This is a genomic window from Stenotrophomonas ginsengisoli, from assembly GCF_001431485.1.
Taxonomy (GTDB): Bacteria; Pseudomonadota; Gammaproteobacteria; order Xanthomonadales; family Xanthomonadaceae; genus Stenotrophomonas; species Stenotrophomonas ginsengisoli.
Genome location: NZ_LDJM01000003.1, coordinates 37,095 through 53,382, shown reverse-complemented (window position 1 = coordinate 53,382; position 16,288 = coordinate 37,095). Strand labels below are relative to the sequence as shown.

Here is a 16,288-nt window from a genome sequence, read left to right as displayed (position 1 = left end):
GCTTGCGCTGGCGATGGATGAACAAAGGAAATTGATGATGAGCAGCAACAATCCCCTGCAACTGGCCACCCTGGCCATCCATGGCGGGCAGTCGCCGGACCCGAGCACCGGTGCGGTGATGCCACCGATCTACGCCACCAGCACCTATGCCCAGTCCAGCCCGGGCGAGCATCAGGGGTTTGAGTATTCGCGTACCCACAATCCCACCCGCTTTGCCTACGAGCGCTGCGTGGCGTCGCTGGAAGGTGGTACGCGTGGTTTTGCCTTTGCTTCGGGCATGGCGGCCACCTCCACGGTGATCGAGCTGCTCGATGCCGGCAGCCACGTGGTGGCGATGGATGACATTTACGGTGGCAGCTACCGCCTGTTCGAGCGTGTGCGCCGCCGCACCGCCAACCTGGATTTCAGTTTCGTCGACCTGACCGACCTGGCTGCTTTCGAAGCGGCGATCACCCCGGCCACCAAGATGGTCTGGATCGAAACCCCGACCAACCCGATGCTGAAGATTGTCGATATCGCAGCCATTGCCGCGATCGCCAAAAAGCACGGTCTGATCGTGGTGGTCGACAACACCTTTGCCTCTCCGATGCTGCAGCGTCCGCTGGAACTGGGTGCTGACCTGGTCCTGCATTCGGCCACCAAGTACCTCAATGGCCATTCGGACATGGTCGGCGGCATGGTGGTGGTCGGTGACAACAATGAGCTGGTCGAGCAGATGGCCTTCCTGCAGAACTCCATTGGTGGCGTGCAGGGCCCGTTTGATTCCTTCCTGGCCCTGCGTGGCCTGAAGACCCTGCCGCTGCGCATGAAGGCGCATTGCGCCAATGCCCTGGCCCTGGCCCAGTGGCTGGAAACCCACCCGGCGGTGGAGAAGGTGATTTACCCCGGTTTGGCTTCGCACCCGCAGCATGAACTGGCCAAGCGCCAGATGGCCGGCTTCGGCGGCATCGTCTCGATCGTGGTCAAGGGCGGCTTCGACGGCGCCAAGCGCTTCTGCGAAAAGACCGAACTGTTCACCCTGGCCGAATCGCTGGGTGGCGTGGAAAGTCTGGTCAACCACCCGGCAGTGATGACCCACGCCTCCATCCCGGTCGAGCGCCGCAATGCGCTGGGTATCACCGATGGCCTGGTGCGGTTGAGTGTGGGGGTGGAGGCGTTGGAGGATCTGAAGGCTGATCTTGAAGGGGCGTTGGCCGGTGCGGTGATTTGAAATGGGAATCCTGTCCGCTTTCGGCAGTAATCGCTCCCTCGTCTACGAATTGACCCGGCGGGAAATTCTGGGGCGCTATCGTGGTGCCAGCTTCGGAATGCTCTGGTCGCTTATCAGTCCTTTCCTTATGCTGCTGGTGTACACACTGGCCTTCGGCTTCATTATGAAGGGGCGATGGCCAGGGTCCACGGGATCCACCACTGATTTTGCATTGATCCTGTTCGCTGGCCTGACCATCCATGGTTTCTTTGCCGAATGCTTCACCCGGGCGCCGCAGCTGATCATCAGTAATACCAGCTATGTCAAACGCGTGGTGTTCCCGTTGGATATTCTGGTCTGGAGTATGACCTTTTCGGCGTTGTTCCACCTTGCGATGAACATGGTGGTGCTGCTGCTGTTGTACCTGTGCGTGAAGGGGGGCATCCATCCCACTGCCGTGCTGCTGCCGCTGGTGGTGTTGCCACTGGTCATTCTGACGATCGGCATCGGTTGGATCACCGCGGCATTGGGTGTCTATCTACGTGATATCGGGCAGATTGCCGGTGTCATCGCAGCAGCAATGCTTTTCCTTTCCTCGGCGATCATTCCGGTCGAATCCGTACCGGACAGCTATCGCATCGTGTTTGAACTCAATCCGCTGACTTTCATCATCAATCAGGTGCGTGAAGTGGTGGTCTGGGGGAGACTGCCTGATTGGGCTGGGCTCGGTATCTACACGCTTATCGCCTGTGTGGTAGCCGTCATCGGCCATCGAATGTTCAACAAACTGCGTGTGGGGTTTTCCGATGTCCTCTGAAGTTGCTTCGGCCGAGACCGTCATTGAGGTTAACGGGGTCGGAAAGTCCTATCACATGTATGAGCGTCCTTCACATCGTCTGTGGCAGGCATTGGCCGGCAAACGTCGCTCCTTCTACAAGGATTTCTGGGCGCTACGCGATGTGAGCTTTTCAATCCATCGCGGCCAGACCGTGGGCATCGTTGGCCGCAACGGTTCGGGCAAGTCGACACTGTTGCAGATGATTGCCGGCACTCTGAGTCCGACCGAAGGCAGCATCAAGGTGAAGGGGCGTGTCGCCGCGCTACTGGAGCTGGGTAGTGGCTTCAATCCGGAATTTACCGGTCGCGAGAACGTCTATCTCAATGCCACCATTTATGGTCTTAGCCGGGCGCAGATCGACCAACGTCTGGACAGCATCCTTGCGTTCGCTGATATTGGTGAGTTCATTGACCAGCCGGTGCGAAGTTATTCCAGCGGTATGTCGGTACGCCTGGCCTTTGCGGTGATCGTCCACGTCGATGCGGACATCCTGATTATTGACGAGGCACTGGCAGTTGGTGATGCGTTCTTCTCACAGAAGTGCATGCGTTTCCTGCGTGAGTTCCAGAAGAGCGGCACGCTGCTGTTCGTAAGTCATGATGCTGCCGCCGTGACCAACCTGTGCCAGAACGCCGTCTGGTTGCAAAGCGGCCGCATGCGCCTGTCCGGCACCTCGCAGGAGGTGGTCGAGGCGTACATGACCGAGCAGCACGTGGTCGGCCGCCGTGAAGTAGGAGGTGCCGAGATCGTCGTGGAGGAGAAATTGCGCAGGTTTGCTTCCGATGCACCGGATTTTCGTCACGATGCGTTGCTTGAAGCCGGCATCTCCAATCGGATCGCGATCTTCGAATTCGATCCGGACAACGTAGGCCAAGAATTCGGTGCACGCGGCGCACGTATCATTGATGTCAGCATGACTGACCATCAGGGGCAGCGCGTCGGCGTCCTGGAGGGGGGCGAACAGGTCCGCTTGCAGGTGCGTGTCGAGCTGCAGCAGGCGTTGGACAACCTGATCGTCGGGTTCTACGTGAAGGATCGGTTGGGGCAGCGACTGTTTGGCGACAATAGCTACTTCGCTTGCCGTGATACACCGATTTCCGGCGAGGCAGGGGAGCAGATCGTCGGCACCTTCGTGTTCCGCATGCCGATCATGCCCTCCGGCTCCTACATGATCGATGCGGCGGTCGCTTCCGGTGACCAGCATGACCATACACAGCAGCATTGGATCCACGATGCGCTGGAATTCCGTGCCATGGACGAAACGATGCGATTTGGCCTGGTGGGCCTGCCGATGTTGTCCATTCAGGTTTCCAAGGAGCTGCAATGATTGAGTTTACCGGTGAGCGTTTCGTGCCGACCGAGCACGGCGTGATCAGGCAGGAGCACCTGCACCGCTATGCGTGGTGCTTATCGATGGTGCAAGGCAAGGATGTGCTGGATGTAGCCAGCGGTGAAGGCTATGGTAGCGCGATGCTTGCTTCCCGCGCGCGCTCGGTGTGTGGCGTGGATATTTCTCAGGAGGCGGTGGATCATGCAGCTTCGCGGTACGCAGCGCTGTCCAACCTGACTTACATGCAGGGTTCAGCTGCTGCCATTCCCTTGCCCGACGACTGTGTTGATGTTGTTGTGTCCTTCGAGACCATCGAGCATCTGATGGAGCAGGAGGAAATGATGGCCGAGATCCGTCGTGTGCTGCGGCCCGACGGCGTGCTGGTTATGTCCTCGCCGAACAAGGAGGTCTATTCTGATCGAGCCGGCTACCACAACGACTTCCATGTGAAGGAGCTGTATCAGGCCGAGTTCCTCTCATTGATCGGGCGTCATTTCCCGGCATTCCGCTTGTGTGGTCATCGTATGGCCGTGTGCTCGACAATCACGCCGCTGTCGCAGGTGGAGCGCACAGGCAGCTACCAGGCACTGACCGATACCGGATCGGGTGTCGAGGGGCGCGTCGCCAGCGTCCCCGATGTGGTCTATTTTGTGGCTGTCGCTGCAGCCGACGCATCGTTGTTGCCGGAAACACCTGCCTCTGTGCTTTACGCCGAGGATGAGGATCTGTACGCGCAGCAGTATGAAATCGCCCGCTGGGCGCAAGGACTGGACAAAGAACGTGAGGATGTAGTTCGTTGGGCGCGCTCGCTCGAATCGGACTTGAAGAAGTCCCGCAACGATTACCGCCGCCTGGAAGGTGAGTTCGAAGAACGCACGCGCTGGGCGCAGGAGCTGGACCGGATCGTCCAGACCAGCGGCGGCCATGGCGTTGCTGCCGACCTGCGTGCACGCAACGATGCGCTGCAGGCGCAGCTGGAGCAATCGCAGGCGCAGCTGGAGCAATCGCAGGCGCAGCTGGAGCAATTGCAGGCGCAGCTGGAGCGCTCGCAGAGCGACAAGGCGGGCATTGAAGCTGACTTGCAGCGCCATCGGGAAGCAGCGGATCACGAAGCGGCCGAACTGCGACGCATTCTGCATACGGCCCATGAGGCCGTTGCCGGTCGATCGGAAGTTAGCCGTGATCTGCAACGGCGCTTTGGCCTCGCGGTCCTGCCCGGTCAGGAACACACGTCTGAGTTGGCCGTACAGCAGGTCATCCGCCAATACGACGAACAGCTGGAAAGCCTGAACGAAGCGTTCGCCCAGGTGCTCGCCTCCAAATCCTGGCGCATCACCCGCCCGATGCGTTTCGCTTCGCGCCTGCTGCGTGGCGACGTGCCGGCCATCATCGCTTCGTTGCGTGCCAGCGGCCTGGCCCGCCATTCGTTGCTGGCGCCGCTGGCGCGCCCGGTGCGTAGCTGGCTGCTGCGCCATGACAAGGGCCAGGTCGAACCGTCTGCCGGCCTTGCACTGCAGTCGGTGGTGGAAGATACCGACGAAGTGCTGAAGACCCTGTCCTTCCCGGTGCATGAATCGCCGGAAGTCAGCATCGTCATACCCACCTACGGCAACCTGCCGCATACCCTGGCCTGCCTGTGCTCGATCGCCGCGCATCCGCCGGCAGTGAGCTATGAAGTACTGGTGCTGGAGGATGCCTCTGGCGATCCCGAGATCGAGAAGCTGGTGCTGGTGCCTGGACTGCGCTTCCACCACAACCCCCAGAACCTTGGCTTCCTTCTGTCCTGCAACCAGGCGCTGGAACTGGCCCGCGGCCGCTACACCTATTTCCTCAACAACGACACCGAAGTGCGCCCGGGCTGGATGGACCAGATGCTGGATGTGTTCCAGCGCATGCCCGACTGCGGCATGGTCGGTTCCAAGCTGGTCTATCCCGATGGCCGCCTGCAGGAAGCCGGTGGCATCATCTGGCGTGATGGCTCGGCCTGGAACTACGGTCGCCTGGATAACCCGGCCGACAGCCAGTACAACTACCTGCGCCCGGTGGACTACTGCAGTGGCGCCAGCCTGCTAATTCCCAGCTCGCTTCTGCGTGAGCTGGGTGGCTTCGATCCCGCGTTCGTGCCGGCCTACTGCGAGGATTCCGATCTTGCGTTCCGCGTTCGCAAGGCGGGTTACCAGCTCTATTACTGCCCGACGTCGGAAGTCGTGCACTACGAGGGCATCTCCCACGGCACCGATACCGGCAGCGGCATCAAGGCCTACCAGGTCGCCAACCAGAAGAAGCTGTGCGAACGCTGGCAGGATGAACTGGCACGGCACGAACCCAACGGCGAACACGTGGTGCTGGCGCGGGACCGTGCCTGGCAGAAGGAAACGGTGCTGATCGTCGACCACTACGTGCCGCAGCCCGATCGCGATGCCGGCTCTCGGACCATGGTCGCCTTCATCGATGCGCTGCTGGCCCGTGGCTGTGTGGTCAAGTTCTGGGCCGACAACCTGTACTTCGATCCGATCTACACCCCGCCGCTGCAGGCCCGTGGCGTGGAAGTGATGTACGGCGGCCAGTGGGTTGGGGGCTTTGCCCGGTACCTGCAGGAGAATCCGCACGTGCGCACGGTGATGCTGTCGCGCCCGCATATTGCCGAGCACTACATTGATGCTCTGCAGAAACATCCGGGTGTGCGTACCGTCTACTACGGCCACGACCTGCATTTCCGTCGCATGGACATGGAAGCGCAGCGTAACGGTGGCAGCGATGGTGATGCGCGTTCCATGGAGATGCTGGAAAGGCGCATCTGGAAGGCCGTCGACCGCGTGCTCTATCCATCGGCCGAGGAGGCGCAGGACGTTTACGTACTGGAGCCGTCTGTCGATGCGCGCGCGATCCTGCCGTATGCCTTTGACCACTTCAACGACGCCGCCGTGCCGACGCAACGTGCCGGCATCCTGTTCGTTGCCGGTTTCGCCCACGGCCCGAACGTCGACGCCGCGAAGTGGTTGGTCGAGTCCGTGATGCCGCAGGTCTGGGCGCGCCACCCCGGCGTGAAGCTGTCGCTGGTCGGTTCCAATCCGACTGAAGCCATTCGTGCGCTGGCTGACGACCATGTCGAGGTGACCGGTTTCGTCAGTGACGAGGAGCTGGCCCAGCGCTACGGTACCGCGCGCGTGGCCATCGTGCCGCTGCGATACGGCGCCGGCGTCAAGGGCAAGGTTGTCGAAGCGATGCAGCAGGGTCTCCCGCTGGTCACCACCGGCGTGGGCGCGCAGGGTCTCATTGGCCTTGACGCGGTGGCCACGGTGGCCGACGGGGCCGACCACCTTGCCGCGGGCTTGTTGTCCTTGCTGGAAGATGACGCGCTGTGGCTGCAGCGTTCCCGCTCTGCAGCCAACTACTGTCGTCAACAGTTCTCGCGTGATGCGCTCGGACGCGCATTGGAATCCGCATTTGCCATAGAGAAGAAAGCATGATCGTTCGTTCACGCGCCCCGCTGCGCTTGGGATTGGCAGGAGGCGGCACCGACGTCTCGCCGTTTTGCGATCAGTTTGGTGGCTTCGTCATGAACGTGACCATCGACAAGTTTGCCTACGCGACCCTTGATGTTTCGCCTGACGGCCTGGTGGAATTCCATGCACACGATGCGGGCGTCTGCGAGCGCGTTGAGCCGCAGGCCGTGGAGGCCGGCCCCGGCCCGCTGCAATTGATGAAGGGCGTCTACCTGCGTGTCTGCAATGACTTCCTGCAGGGCGAACGTCCTGCCATCCGCATCCGTGCCCATTCCGATGCGCCGCCGGGCTCCGGCTTGGGCTCGTCCTCGACGATGGTCGTCGCCCTGGTCACCGCCTTCGCCGAATACTTCGCGTTGCCGCTGGGCGAGTACGAGATTGCGCAGCTGGCTTACCGCATCGAGCGCGTCGACCTGCAGTTGTCCGGCGGCAAGCAGGATCAGTATGCGGCGGCATTTGGCGGCTTCAACTTCATGGAGTTCTACGACGCCGATCGCGTCATCGTGAACCCGCTGCGGATCAAGGACTGGATCTGGTCTGAGCTCGAGGCAGGCCTGGTGCTGTATTTCACCGGGGTGTCGCGCGCATCGGCCAAGATCATCGATGAGCAGTCGCGCAACATCAAGGAAGGCAAGGCCAGTTCGCTCGATGCGATGCATCGGTTGAAGGTCGAAGCCAGCCAGATGAAGGAAGCGCTGCTGCGCGGTGATTTCGAGCGGCTGGCGCAGGTGATGCAGTCCGGCTGGGAAGCGAAGAAGCTCAGTGCCAGCAGTATTTCCAACCCGATGATCGATGAGATCGAAGCGCTGGCAATGCGTCACGGCGCGCGCGCGACCAAGGTGTCGGGCGCGGGGGGCGGCGGTTTCATGATGTTCCTCTGCGACCCGGCACACCGGGTCGACCTGGTGCGCGCGCTTGCTGGCGCCGGCGGCACCGTTTTTGATACACACTTCACCCATCAAGGTGCAACGGCATGGAAAATCGGATGAACGACTTCATCAAGGCCGAGTTCGGCAAGACTCTCGAGAACTTCCAGCGCATGTCGGCGGATGCCGCGTTGGCGTCGCAGATCGAGCAGGCAGTGGCACTGTGCGTGGACGCGCTGAAGGCCGGTCGCAAGATCCTTTTCGCCGGCAACGGTGGCAGCGCCGCCGATGCGCAGCACTGGGCGGGTGAGCTGGTCAGCCGCTTCTACTACGATCGCCCAGGCCTGCCTGCGATCGCGCTGACCACCGATACCTCGATCCTGACCGCCATCGGTAACGATTATGGTTACGACTACACCTTCGCCCGGCAGATCGAAGCACTCGGTCAGGAAGGCGATGTGTTCGTAGCGATTTCGACCTCGGGCCGTTCGAAGAACATCATGCGCGCGCTCGAAGCCTGTGAAGCCAAGGGCGTGCGCGTTATTGGATTCACGGGTGAGCACGGTGGCGACATGAAGGATCGCTGCGATATCTGTTTCCGGGTGCCTTCCAACGAGACGCCGCGCGTCCAGGAGGGACACGAGTTCATCGGTCATCTGCTGTGTGCGTTGATCGAAAGCGAAATGTTCCCGCGCTGACATGGCCGCTGACGAAGTACTGATACTGGCCGGAGGGTTGGGCACGCGCCTGCGGGCGGCGGTGCCCGATCTGCCGAAGCCATTGGCACCCGTGGCCGGTCGACCGTTCCTGGCTTATCTGCTCGACCGCTACGAGGCGGCAGGTATGCGGCGGGTAATCCTTGCCATCGGCTATCTGGGGCAGCACGTGGAGCAGGCTGTAGGCGCCCGGTGGGGAGCCATGGACGTTGTGTACTCGCGTGAGTCGGTCCCGCTGGGTACGGGCGGTGCGATCGCCCAGGCCGCGCGGCTCTCATCGGGCAATGGCCTGCATGTGTGCAATGGTGATACCTATCTGGAGTACGAGCCGGTTGCGCTGGAGAGCGCCGCCAAGGGCCTTCCGATTGCCATTGCACTGGCATCGGTGCCCGACGTGGCGCGCTATGGCGCAGTCGATGTCGAGGGAGGTCGGGTGCGCAGGTTCCGTGAGAAAGGCGGTGGCGGTCCGGGCCTGATCAATGCGGGCAGCTACTTCCTTACCCGCCAAGGGCTGGAAGCACTGCCTGTGCCGGATCGTTACTCCTTCGAGCAGGACGTGCTCGAACCGTGGGTGGTGCGGGGGTGTGTGGGGACGATGGCTGAGACCTCTGGGTTCATCGATATCGGGGTGCCCGAGGATTTCGCCCGGGCGCAGCATATCTTCTCTCGTGCACAGCAATGAGCACTGTGATACCGACGCCGATCCTTAACCCGCGTGGTGCCGGCAGTCTGCCTCCTTCGCGGCGTGCCTTCCTGCTTGATCGCGATGGAGTCATCAACGTCAATTTCGGCTACGTGCATACGCCTGAGGCCACTGAATGGGTGGAGGGCATTGATGCCTTGTGTGTGGCAGCCCAGAGTGCCGGCTTCGGCCTCGTGGTGGTGACGAACCAGGCGGGGATCGGGCGTGGGCTTTACACTGAAGCGCAGTTTGCTGACTACACCGCGTGGATGTTGCGGCAGTTGTCCGCACGAGGCATTGATATCCTGCGCGTATACTACTGTCCGCATCATCCCACCGCCGGCCAGGGTATTTACCAGACGCAGTGTGCTTGCCGCAAGCCAGCGCCGGGGATGATCCTGGCCGCCGCACGAGATCTGGACATCGATCTGGCCGGTTCGGTGATGATCGGCGATAAAGCATCGGACATGCAGGCCGCGCTGGCCGCCGGTGTGGGGCGCTGCATCCAGATTGATGATCCCTCGGACGCGCGTCTGCCCGGGGTGGCTTATGTACGCGATCTCAGCCAGGCGCGCGAGGTCCTGCTGGGCGCTTGATGATGCTAGTGTGGCGTAGTGTGCAGTGTGGGACTCGGTGTCGCGGTATCATCAGGGAGACGCAGCCTGAACCAAGATCGCCAAAACGTGTCTGAACCAGGGCATACCTTGAATCCGCCCGCGTTGGCGGGGGAGCTTTTGCCATCGGACAGCAGCGGTGAAACCTCTGATATCGATGGCACGGAGGGGGTGCCAAGCGCACATCAAGCATCGCAGGTAGATGACTATCTCGAAGAAGACAGGCAGCCGGATCCGCCGTTGATTCAGGCGCCTTGTCCGCTGTGCCATGGGGCTGCACCGTTATACACAACGATCGATGGGGTGGCGTATCACGCTTGCGCGACCTGCGATTTCATTTTTGCTGATCCAGTGCTGCTCGGCCGCATCGACCAGGGCTTGGTCGCCCGCGAATACGATGCCCAGTACTGGGCAGCTGAGCTGGCATCGGCACGCCAGCGCTCATATGGCTCATCAATGGCGCGCCTGGCAGAGGTGCTGCTCTACTGCACTGTGCCGGTTGAACGGTTCATCGATATTGGTACTGGCCCCGGATATTTGCTGGATGCGGTTTCCCATTATCTTCCGCACTCCGCGCAGCGTTTCTATGGGGTGGAAAAGTACCCGCCGGCACAGCAGTATCGCACCGGAAATGCCAATTATCTGTGTGCCGATCTCGCTGATGTCCAGATGACGTTCCAATGCGGAATCTGTGTGGAAGTCCTAGAGCATCTCACCCCGGCGATGGCCAGTGGCGTTGCTGCGGCGATGGCCAACGTGTCCGGACCCGGGTCGTTGTTCCTGTTCAATACTGGGCTTACCGACTATGTGCGCAACGAGGCCCCTGAGTACCTGGATCTGAGGTTTCTCCACGTTTTTGCCATTGATATCAACAACTTGTGATCATTATAGCAGAAACAGACGCGCGCATGACGCAGCCTTGGAGGTGACTAAACCAAAAAAGGACTGACGATCATGCGCGCCAGCCTAGTATTGCAGAAGTGCTTGGGCAACTCACTCCCCGGCATGCACGCCCTGCGCCGGCGGGCGCTGCTGCAAGCCGTTGAGGCATTGATCCAGGGTCGCCGAAACTGAGCAGTGCCAGCCCTCGGCAATTGGTGAAACTCTATGCCCGCCGGATGCAGATCGAACTGGCATTCCGGGACCTGAAATCACACTGCTATGGTCAGGCGCTGGAAGACAGCCTGACCCGCCAAGGCGGTCGGTTGCAGATCCTGCTGTTGGTCAGCACCCTGGCCAGCTTCGTCAGCTGGCTCGCCGGCATGGCCTGCGAAGCAGCGGATATCGCCCACTGGTTGTGGCCGGTCAAAAGCACCCGAAAGCTGTATTCCACCCTGCGTATCGGCCGCGAAGCACTGGCCAGAGGCTGGCCACTGGGACCAGCATCGCGCTGCCTTGAACATCTCAGATCACCGCCACAGGCCGTCTTGGAGCAGATGTGTCTACGCTCGTGAAAACGTGGGGAAACCTAAGTGCCTGGATCCGTACTTCCGTGGCCATGTCACATGCTGGTCGGTGACCGCCGCACGCCGGATCTTTGAACCTGTCGGCTTCCAGGTCCACCCCTTGCCAGGGAAGAGATGGGCATTCATCGTGGAAATGCTAGGGCCATCGGCACGAACGGCAATTCCTATGGGTGATCGCATATGGACACCTGAACCGGAGAACGTGGACATCCTGGTTTCCCCAGAGACCGGGGAACTGATGCATATCCTGGGCAGGGAAAGCGCGCGCGCCTATTCCTGAGGGATCCTGCTCCGACCGTGTCATCGTGGCCGCCTTTGACATTCTGATTCGATGAATAACGCACAGCGGCACCGTGAGGCGGTTTGCTATCATTCAGCCTGGAAATTTTGTGACCAGAGTGCGAAAAGTTGAACCACGAAGCTAAGCAGGATCACTCATCCGCGCCACGTTGTACGGTCTCGTTCGCGCTAGGCCTGGCACTTTTCGGTACGTTGCTCATCGGCGCGCTGCGCTGGCTGGTGATAGACGGCGCTCCGGGGCCTGTGGGCATCCTGATGGATGCACTGTTTGCAGGCGTGTTCGTGTTGCTGGTGCGTGGCGCTGGGGCCCAGTCGTGTCCAGACGGTGGCGGCGGTGGCAATCTGGCTGCTGCTTTTCCAGCTGGCGCACATTCTCAAGTTGTCCGCGCTGGGCTCGCCGGTCTTCTTCAGCGACATCTTTACCTTGGGCGTGCTCGCCAGCGTGCTCAAGACGTGGCAAGTCTTGCTCGCTGTCGTGACGGTGCTGCTGCTGTCCGGGGTGCTGCTGTACGGCGTGTGGCCGACGCGCCTGCGCCGCTTGCCATGGTCGATCGCCGCATTGCTGCTGCCTCTGGCCCTGTACTTCGGTGCCCCCTGGGAAGCGCGCATCGTCGATGCCGTGCTGCCGGCGCCGGCCAGCGACTACGTCACCCATCTGCAACGACGTGGTGGCATGCAGTTCCTGTTGGACCAGCGGGCGCGCAAATATGAGCTCGAGCTCAAGGGCCGCAAGGTGCTGGCAGGGCTGCGCCTGGATGAGCGCACGCAGTTGGCAGCGCGACGGAATGTGCACCTTGTGCTGCTGGAAACATTCTGGGACCCCATGGCATTGAAGGCCTTCCAGTTCGACCGGGATCCCTTCGATCCTCGGTTCCGCGTGATGCTGGAGCAGGGGGGCAATTCGGCGGTGATGACGCCGCATTTCGGTCACCTCACCGCCAATGCCGAATTTGAGGCGCTGTGTGGGCTGCCGGCCACCGAGGATGCGGTGTTCCAGAACCGCATGAAGGATGTGTTGCCATGCTTGCCGCGCCTGCTGCGCGAGTTGGGCTATGACACCTTGGCCTCGCATACTAACCGCCAGGATTCTTGGGGTCGTGATACCGCCTATAAGTACATGGGCTTTGCACAGTTCAATGCCTATCAGGCGTTCGTGCGCGACGATCTTGACGGCGTGTTCCTGAATGATGCCAGCTTCTTTAGGCAGAACCGCGAAGTACTGGCGCGGACGGATCGCTCCACCCCCCATTTCAACTATCTGGTCACCATCAGTTCTCACTATCCCTATCAGCTCAACCACGAGCGGCGGCCGCCTCTCGTACAGGTCACACCGGCCAATTCCATGGTGCAGAACTACGCCAATGCACTGGCCTACTCAAGCAAAGCCTTCATGGATTGGGTAGAGGCCGTGCGCGCGGACGATCCTGATGCGCTGATCGTGGCATTTGGCGACCACGCGCCGACCATGCCGCCGGACCAGGCGCCGTATGCAATGTCCGGCATCAATACCAGCAGGCGGCCCTTTGACGGTGCCGACACGCTGGTGGCCATGTCGCGCACGCCTCTGCTTTTCATCGACGGCCGCAAGGGCGCGGTGGATGTCGGCACCATGCCCTTGGAATTCCTTCCGGTGGCCATCACCCGTGCGCTGGGTGTGATTCCGGGACGGCTGCCGTATCTGACCGACGACATGGTGAGCCAGCGGGCCCATGACAGCTCCCGCTTCCTGGGTAACGTCCTGACCCGCGACAACGGCCAATGGCAGCTGTGCGGCGAGGCACCCGCCAAGGGTACGGCCTGCGCCGAGGCGGTGGAGCTCTATGATCGCAAGCGGGCGTTGCGTAATGTGCTGCTCTCCGAGTCGCGCGCGAACTTCAATGCGTTGGGTGGGGCGTGGTTGTACATGGCTACGCCGATGCAGTTCGGCAGCGGTGAATGCCTGCTGGAGGTCAGCGACTGGGGCCCGAAGGATGCTGTCGCGGGGGTGCCGTTCAACAAGCAGAAGGCAAGTGGCCTGAGTGCGACCTGGATGAGGGTTGCACGTATCCAGGGCAGCCCACAGCTGCGCATTGGTGCGGTGACCACCCCGGTGGTGGGGTCCGGTGACATCCTTGCGGGCTTGTGGCCGGCGCCCAGCGTGATCAATCAGGCAGGAAGCCAGCCAGTCCAGGTGATCTGCGGCGGCAAGGTGGTCAACGTGTTGGGAGACATGCAAGTACGCGCAGCCCCGGTCGAGGCCAAGGCGATGTCAGCCACTGTTACTGGGCCTTTGAAGGTGGTGCTGGAGGGGCAGGGCATGGCCATGGTATCAGCCACCGCTGTATCCGGCGAGTGCACCGCGCAGGGCATGCAGCAGGGTGTGGTGCGCGTCCAGTGGTCGCGTACGTCGGCTGCCGGTGACGGCGGCATACGTGTACTGATCGAGCAAGAAGGGGGCGGGCGCAAGCTCTGGAGTGCCAGTGGTCCGGGGGGCGAGTCCACGACGGGACCATGGGCGACGGAAAATCTGAAGCTTTGGTTTGAAGATGCCGGTGGTGCCGAGCTGGGGTCGGCGGTGCTCAGCGCGCCGTCCTGCACGCCCAATCTGTCCTGATTTCTCCTGTGTCTGGAGTTCCCAGGATTTAGTGGACACCTGACCGAGGGTGGCGATGCGCTGCCTCGAACTCGTCAGGACTGACCCCGGCTAGATGGCTGTGGCGGCGAGTTGGATTGTAAAACCCATCGATGTAGTCGGATATGTCCGAGGTCGCCATGTCACGACTCGCGTAGACTCGCTTCTTGATCCGTTCCTTTTTCAAACTGCTGAAGAAGGATTCAGCGACCGCGTTGTCCCTGCAATTGGCACGTCTGCTCATGCTGGGCTCAAGATGGTTGTCTTTGCAGAAACGCCGCCATGCATCGCTTCCGTACTGCAAGCCTTGATCCGAGTGGATCAGGGTTTTGCGAGGACGTCGGCTGCGCACAGCCTTCATCACGGCATCCAGAACAAGTTCTCGATCAATCGTTGGTCTGACAGCCCAACCAACAATCCTACGTGAGAATAGATCCAGAACAACCGCCAGATACAGCCAACCCTGCCACGTGCGGATGTAGGTGATATCCGTCACCCATGCTTCGTTCGGGTGACCTGAGACAAATCCTGTAGCCATCTGGATGGTGAGTTCTCTACCCTCGCAAGAACAACGAGAACTCATGAAGAAGCGATTCACCGACCCGATTAGCCCCGAGGCTCAGCCAGCAGTCGCAGGATCTGCGTCGACTGTAGCGGAGCATGACACCACCTGAAGCGGACGAGGTGGCGTCATGAGCATCAATCCCGTGCAGTTCCAGCCAGGCCTGTCGATGGCCGAGTTCATCCGGGTTCACCCCCGATTTCACGGACACTTACAAGAAGGCCGATACAGGCCATGAGGAGTGTTCATGTCAAAGCGTCGCAAGTTCAGTGCCGAGTTCAAGCGTGGTGCGGTGGAGCAAGCCAGTCGGCCCGGTGTCAGTTGCGCCAGGTGGCGCGTGAGCTGGGCATCCGCGACAGCCTGCTGACGCGCTGGAAGCGGGAGGCGCAGACGGCTGGGAAAGCCGCCTTTGCTGGTACCGGAAGCCCGCGTGATGAGGAGGTTGCCCGGCTGAAACGCGAGTTGGCCCGGATCACCAAGGAGCGGGATTTTTTGCGCGAAGCGGCGACATTCTTTGCCAAGGGATCATCCTGAGGTATCAGGTGATCGAACGTTGCCGCGATGAGTTTCCGATTCGTCTTATGTGCCGCTGCCTGCGGGTGTCAACCAGCGGTTACTACGACTGGAGCAAACGACTGCCCAGCCCTCGTCAATGCGATAACGAGCGCTTTCTGGGCCGTATCCATGCGCTGAATCAGGACAGCCGGGGCACGCTGGGTGCTGGCCGCATGCAGGAAGATCTGGCCGATGAATGGTTGAAGACCAGTCGGAACCGGGTTGCCCGGCTGATGGCGGCAGCCGGCCTGCAGGGCTTGCCACGCCCGAAACGGCGTGGCCAGCGCGCTCAACCGGCCCTGACACCGCCGGGCGTACGCAACCTGCTGGAGCGTGATTTCAGCGCCCTGGAGCCGGAAACCAAGTGGGTGACCGACATCACCGAGATCAAGACCCAGCAGGCCAAGCTATATCTGTGCGTCGTGCTGGACCTGTTTGATCAGCGGATTGTGGGCTGGTCGATGCATCATCGGCAGGACAGGCAGATGGTGATCAGGGCCGTGCAGATGGCGGTTTGGCAACGGCAGGAGCAGCATCGGCTGATCCTGCACTCCGACCGCGGCAGCCAATTTCGTAGCGGCGATTACCAGGATTACCTGGCCGCCAATGGCCTGCTCTGCTCAATGAGTGCGGTGGGGCATTGTGGCGAGCGCGTAGCCTGCCCTCGGGGCACAATGCCGCCTGCGAGGGCTTCTTCGGCCTGCTCAAGCGCGAGCGGACCTATCGCACAACGTATCCCACACTCGATGCCGCCAGGTCCGATGTGTTCGAATACATCGAGCGCCGCCACAACCCCAGGATGCGGCGGCGACGGGGCAAACAGGATCAGAAGTTTTCAGCTCTTTTCAAACAGTCCGTGATTTCGGGGTAGAACCCAGAACGTCGCCAAACTGATGCCGTGCTCCCGGCACAGTTCTGGGACAGGCGTGCCGGCCTCGGCCTGCTTGAGCACGGCAATGATCTGGCTATGGGTGAAGGGGGGCTTTTTCATGGAACCTCCTCAGAAAAGGCTACGAGAAAATTCCACTTCTGGGGTCAGCTGATTTGTGGGTG

10 protein-coding genes and 4 pseudogenes are annotated in these 16,288 nt (G+C 61.2%); 12 read left to right on the top strand and 2 right to left on the bottom strand.

Translation table 11 applies throughout. The features are described from left to right. Window positions 1–37: 37 nt before the first annotated feature. From ABB30_RS00730 to ABB30_RS00680, 11 genes and pseudogenes are all read left to right on the top strand, one after another. Window positions 38–1,210: a cystathionine gamma-synthase gene (locus ABB30_RS00730; protein WP_425477363.1), complete on the top strand. Its 1,173-nt coding sequence runs from the start codon at window positions 38–40 to the stop codon at window positions 1,208–1,210. 1 nt (window position 1,211) lies between these two features. Beyond that, entirely contained in the window at window positions 1,212–2,006 is a 795-nt protein-coding gene (locus ABB30_RS00725; protein WP_057636325.1) for an ABC transporter permease, read from the top strand. Next, window positions 1,996–3,354: an ABC transporter ATP-binding protein gene (locus ABB30_RS00720; RefSeq protein ID WP_057636324.1), complete on the top strand. Its 1,359-nt coding sequence runs from the start codon at window positions 1,996–1,998 to the stop codon at window positions 3,352–3,354. Before ABB30_RS00725 ends, ABB30_RS00720 begins: the two co-directional genes overlap by 11 nt. Continuing rightward, window positions 3,351–6,827, top strand: a complete 3,477-nt coding sequence (locus ABB30_RS00715) for a glycosyltransferase (protein ID WP_057636323.1) — start codon at window positions 3,351–3,353, stop codon at window positions 6,825–6,827. The genes ABB30_RS00720 and ABB30_RS00715 overlap by 4 nt, the downstream gene beginning before the upstream one ends. After that, entirely contained in the window at window positions 6,824–7,852 is a 1,029-nt protein-coding gene (locus tag ABB30_RS00710; protein WP_057636322.1) for a GHMP family kinase ATP-binding protein, read from the top strand. Before ABB30_RS00715 ends, ABB30_RS00710 begins: the two co-directional genes overlap by 4 nt. Then, the gene (locus tag ABB30_RS00705; RefSeq protein ID WP_057636321.1) at window positions 7,849–8,427 is read left to right on the top strand and encodes a D-sedoheptulose-7-phosphate isomerase; all 579 of its coding nucleotides are present in this window, start codon (window positions 7,849–7,851) and stop codon (window positions 8,425–8,427) included. The genes ABB30_RS00710 and ABB30_RS00705 overlap by 4 nt, the downstream gene beginning before the upstream one ends. 1 nt (window position 8,428) lies before the next feature. Then, complete coding sequence (locus tag ABB30_RS00700) at window positions 8,429–9,127, top strand: sugar phosphate nucleotidyltransferase (RefSeq protein WP_057636320.1); 699 nt, start codon at window positions 8,429–8,431, stop codon at window positions 9,125–9,127. Next, entirely contained in the window at window positions 9,124–9,723 is a 600-nt protein-coding gene (locus ABB30_RS00695; protein WP_057636319.1) for a D-glycero-alpha-D-manno-heptose-1,7-bisphosphate 7-phosphatase, read from the top strand. Before ABB30_RS00700 ends, ABB30_RS00695 begins: the two co-directional genes overlap by 4 nt. An 87-nt stretch (window positions 9,724–9,810) precedes the next feature. Next, window positions 9,811–10,623, top strand: coding sequence for a class I SAM-dependent methyltransferase (locus tag ABB30_RS00690; protein ID WP_152980474.1), 813 nt, complete (start codon window positions 9,811–9,813; stop codon window positions 10,621–10,623). A gap of 200 nt (window positions 10,624–10,823) precedes the next feature. Next, window positions 10,824–11,195: pseudogene (locus tag ABB30_RS00685) on the top strand (transposase); the annotation flags it as partial. Window positions 11,196–11,841: 646 nt separating this feature from the next. Beyond that, on the top strand, window positions 11,842–14,100 hold the full coding sequence (locus ABB30_RS00680) for an LTA synthase family protein (RefSeq protein WP_161808801.1): 2,259 nt from the start codon (window positions 11,842–11,844) through the stop codon (window positions 14,098–14,100). A gap of 28 nt (window positions 14,101–14,128) precedes the next feature. On the opposite strand, the pseudogene ABB30_RS15520 reads toward ABB30_RS00680, so the two are convergent. After that, a pseudogene (locus ABB30_RS15520) lies at window positions 14,129–14,644 on the bottom strand (IS3 family transposase); the annotation flags it as partial. A gap of 283 nt (window positions 14,645–14,927) precedes the next feature. Between ABB30_RS15520 and ABB30_RS00670 the strand changes: the two are divergent. After that, window positions 14,928–16,106, top strand: a pseudogene (locus ABB30_RS00670) (IS3 family transposase). A gap of 3 nt (window positions 16,107–16,109) precedes the next feature. Here the strand turns inward: ABB30_RS00670 and ABB30_RS16015 are convergent. Beyond that, a pseudogene (locus ABB30_RS16015) lies at window positions 16,110–16,226 on the bottom strand (transposase); the annotation flags it as partial. Window positions 16,227–16,288: the final 62 nt, after the last annotated feature.

What these genes read in the sequence shown, in the direction of transcription:
- ABB30_RS00730 (WP_425477363.1), top strand. Translation starts at nt 38, where the DNA reads ATGAGCAGCAACAATCCCCTGCAACTGGCCACCCTGGCCATCCATGGC.
- ABB30_RS00725 (WP_057636325.1), top strand. Translation starts at nt 1,212, where the DNA reads ATGGGAATCCTGTCCGCTTTCGGCAGTAATCGCTCCCTCGTCTACGAA.
- ABB30_RS00720 (WP_057636324.1), top strand. Translation starts at nt 1,996, where the DNA reads ATGTCCTCTGAAGTTGCTTCGGCCGAGACCGTCATTGAGGTTAACGGG.
- ABB30_RS00715 (WP_057636323.1), top strand. Translation starts at nt 3,351, where the DNA reads ATGATTGAGTTTACCGGTGAGCGTTTCGTGCCGACCGAGCACGGCGTG.
- ABB30_RS00710 (WP_057636322.1), top strand. Translation starts at nt 6,824, where the DNA reads ATGATCGTTCGTTCACGCGCCCCGCTGCGCTTGGGATTGGCAGGAGGC.
- ABB30_RS00705 (WP_057636321.1), top strand. Translation starts at nt 7,849, where the DNA reads ATGAACGACTTCATCAAGGCCGAGTTCGGCAAGACTCTCGAGAACTTC.
- ABB30_RS00700 (WP_057636320.1), top strand. Translation starts at nt 8,429, where the DNA reads ATGGCCGCTGACGAAGTACTGATACTGGCCGGAGGGTTGGGCACGCGC.
- ABB30_RS00695 (WP_057636319.1), top strand. Translation starts at nt 9,124, where the DNA reads ATGAGCACTGTGATACCGACGCCGATCCTTAACCCGCGTGGTGCCGGC.